This is a genomic window from Stenotrophomonas sp. 05L44_2 (assembly GCF_056665995.1).
The window spans coordinates 1-1,972 of record NZ_JBFTNR010000754.1 but is presented as its reverse complement, the minus strand read 5'-3'; the positions used below and the strand labels follow the sequence as shown (position 1 = coordinate 1,972).

The 1,972-nt window shown below is 68.3% G+C and carries 1 protein-coding gene; it reads left to right on the top strand.

Annotation, left to right across the window (positions count from 1 at the left end):
- The first annotated feature begins 14 nt into the window (after nucleotides 1–14).
- Entirely contained in the window at nucleotides 15–1,802 is a 1,788-nt protein-coding gene (locus tag AC1VAN_RS20200) for a monovalent cation:proton antiporter-2 (CPA2) family protein (RefSeq protein ID WP_478029458.1), read from the top strand.
- Nucleotides 1,803–1,972: the final 170 nt, after the last annotated feature.

The following is a 1,972-nucleotide window of genomic DNA, read 5'->3' as shown; positions in this document are numbered from 1 at the left end:
GACCAGGTATTCCCATGCATAGCGGTGGTCTGGAACTGGCACTGGTGCTGCTGCTGGCCGCGGTGATAGCGGTGCCGGTGTTCAAGAAGTTCGGCTTCGGCGCGGTGCTGGGCTACCTGGCGGCCGGCGTGGTGCTGGGTCCGGACGGTCTGGGCTTCGTGCAGGACGCCGACCGCATCCTCGGCGCGGCCGAGATCGGCGTGGTCATGCTGCTGTTCGTGATCGGGCTGGAGCTGTCCCCGGCCCGGCTGAAGGTGATGCGGCGCTCGGTGTTCGGTGCGGGCGCCGCGCAAGTGGCGCTGTCCGGGCTGGTGCTGGGCGGCCTGCTGCTGCTCGATCACTTCCAGTGGAAGAGCGCGCTGGTAGTGGGCGTGGCGCTGGCGCTGTCGTCGACTGCGGTCGGCCTGCAGCTGCTGTCCGAACACAAGGCGATCAACAGCGACCATGGCCGGCTGGGGTTTGCCATCCTGCTGTTCCAGGACCTGATCGCCATTCCGCTGCTGGCCGCGATTCCGCTGCTGGGCGGGGTCAAGAACGAGACGCTGCGCTGGGAAGATGCGGCCGTCGCGCTGGGCGCGCTGGCGGTGGTGATCCTGTGCGGGCGGCCGGTGCTGCGCCGGGTGTTCGGCATCATCGCCCGCACCCGCAGCCCGGAGGTGTTCACCGCCACCGCACTGCTGGTGGTGCTGGGCACCGCCTGGTTCATGCAGGAAGCCGGCCTGAGCCCCAGCCTGGGGGCATTCCTGGCCGGCGTGCTGCTGTCCGATTCGGAATTCCGGCATGAGCTGGAATCGCAGATCGAGCCGTTCAAGGGCCTGCTGTTGGGCCTGTTCTTCATTGCCGTGGGCATGGGCATCGACCTGGACCGCATCGCCGCCGAACCGTGGATGATCGCTGCGGGCGTGGCGATCCTGCTGGTGGTGAAGTTCAGCCTGCTGTACGCCATCGGCCGCATCGCCAGACTCAGCTCGCGGCAGTCGTTGCTGCTGGGCAGCGTGTTGTGGCTGGGCGGCGAATTCGCCTTCGTGGTGTTCAACGAAGCCCAGCGTGCGCATCTGCTGGGCAATGCCAACCATGACCGGCTGGTGGCGATCGTCGGCCTGTCGATGGCGATCACCCCGTTGCTGATGATCGCCCTGATGCGCCTGCTCGGCGAGGAGAAGGTCGCGCCCCGCCAGGCGGCGGAGGCCGACAAGGTGGCGCCGGACAATCGCCCGAAGGTGCTGATTGCCGGCATGGGCCGCTTCGGCCAGGTGATCGCGCGCCTGCTCACCGCGCAGAAGGTGCCGTTCGTGGCACTGGAGGCGAACCCGGACACGGTGGCCGACCTGCGCCGCTTCGGCAACCAGCTGTACTACGGCGATCCGACCCGGCCGGAGATGCTGCGCGCCGCCGGTGGCGAGCACATCGACGTGTTCGTGATCACCGTGGACGACCCGGAAACCAACCTGCGTGCGGTGCGCATGGTGCGCCGCCTGTACCCGGATGCGACGGTGCTGGCGCGTGCGCGCAACCGCCAGCATGCCTGGCGGTTGATGGACATGTCGGCCGAACCGTTCCGCGAAGTGTTCGGTACCAGCCTGGAAATGAGCGGGCGCGTGCTGACCGCGCTGGGCGTGGCACCGAACGTGGCCGAGCGCCATGTGCAGCAGTTCCGCGAACACGACGAGAAGCTGCTGCGCGACCAGTACCTGGTCTACGACGACGAGGCCGCCGTGATCCAGACCTCGCGCGATGCCCGCAACGACCTGATGCACCTGTTCGAAGCGGACGCGGAAAGCGRCGGCGACAAGGAGCGCTGACCGCGGGCCGGTGTGCCAACCAACGGTCGGCACCCACCCAATGGAAGGCGACCTTCAGCCGTTGTCGCGCAGGAACCTGGCCATCGACGATACGCCCGGCACGCGCGGCTCGGAMGCGGAAAGCGRCGGCGACAAGSARCGCTGAYCGACGGGGYTGGGTAGTGCCGGCC